The organism is Actinosynnema sp. NPDC059797 (assembly GCF_042732085.1).
Taxonomy (GTDB): Bacteria; Actinomycetota; Actinomycetes; order Mycobacteriales; family Pseudonocardiaceae; genus Actinosynnema.
Map to the genome: position 1 here is coordinate 771 of NZ_JBHWIE010000704.1, position 889 is coordinate 1,659.

Genomic DNA, 889 nt, shown 5'->3' on the forward strand with positions numbered 1-889 from the left:
CCGAGCGCCAGCAGCGCCGCGAGCAGGAGCCCGAAGCGGCTCGTCCTCGTCGCTGCCCGCACCCGCCCGACCCTCCACCGCGTCACCGGAACCCGAAGACGCCCAGCCTACGTGCGGCCCGTGCCGGTCGGCGCCGCGGTGGGTCCCCGGTCGTTCAACGGCCGTCCTCATCGGACAGCAGCCGTCCGATGGCGTCCTTGAGCGCCCGGGTGTCGTCGGGGCCGAGCCGGTCCACCAGGTGGCGGCGGGTCGAGGCGGACAGGGCCGGCACCGACGCGTCGATCGTGCGGCGGCCCGTCGGCTGCAAGGTGACCTCGACGCCGTTCGCGACCTTGCCGCGGGCGAGGTAGTCGCGTTTCTCCATCCTGGTCAGCAGGTGCGAGAGCCGGGTCCGGTCCCAGCCCAGGGCCGCGGCGATGGCGTTCTGCCGCAGGGCGCCGCCGGCTTCGTGCAGGTGCACCAGGACGCTCAGCTCCGCGTCGGAGAGGCCGGACGCCGTGGTCACGTCGGCGATGACCGCGGCGCGAACCGTCTCGTACGCGCGCTTCCACCGCAGCCACAGCTCGATCGGGTGACGTGCTCCCGGAATCGTTCCTGCGCCCGGCCGGCATCCTGATCCTGGTCTGGTTCGCCCTCCTGGCGGTCTTCCACCGGTCGGCGCAGGACCGGTCGGCGGCACCGGGGAGTCCCGCACCGGCGTGACGCACCTCGCGCCCCGTCGCGATCCGTTCGACCGCCCGTTCCGCAACGGCGCCCAAACGGATCGCGTCGCCGTCGCCGTCGCCGCGCCCGCCGACGCCGAACCCGCCCACCCGCGCCGGCGTGCCCGTCAACCCGTTCCGGGTTTTCCCTTCGGTCTTGACCCGGGCAGCGGAGTTTAAGACATTTA

General features: G+C 73.6%; 2 protein-coding genes. One reads left to right on the forward strand and one right to left on the reverse strand.

Annotated features, from left to right (window positions below; all coding sequences use genetic code 11):
- Positions 1-154: 154 nt before the first annotated feature.
- Positions 155-505 (reverse strand): MarR family winged helix-turn-helix transcriptional regulator, encoded by a 351-nt coding sequence (locus ACFV4N_RS43505; RefSeq protein ID WP_499678557.1) that lies wholly within the window; start codon positions 503-505, stop codon positions 155-157.
- A 71-nt stretch (positions 506-576) separates the two neighbouring features.
- On the opposite strand from ACFV4N_RS43505, the gene ACFV4N_RS43510 reads away from it, so the two are divergent.
- On the forward strand, positions 577-702 hold the full coding sequence (locus ACFV4N_RS43510) for a hypothetical protein (protein WP_499678558.1): 126 nt from the start codon (positions 577-579) through the stop codon (positions 700-702).
- Positions 703-889: the final 187 nt, after the last annotated feature.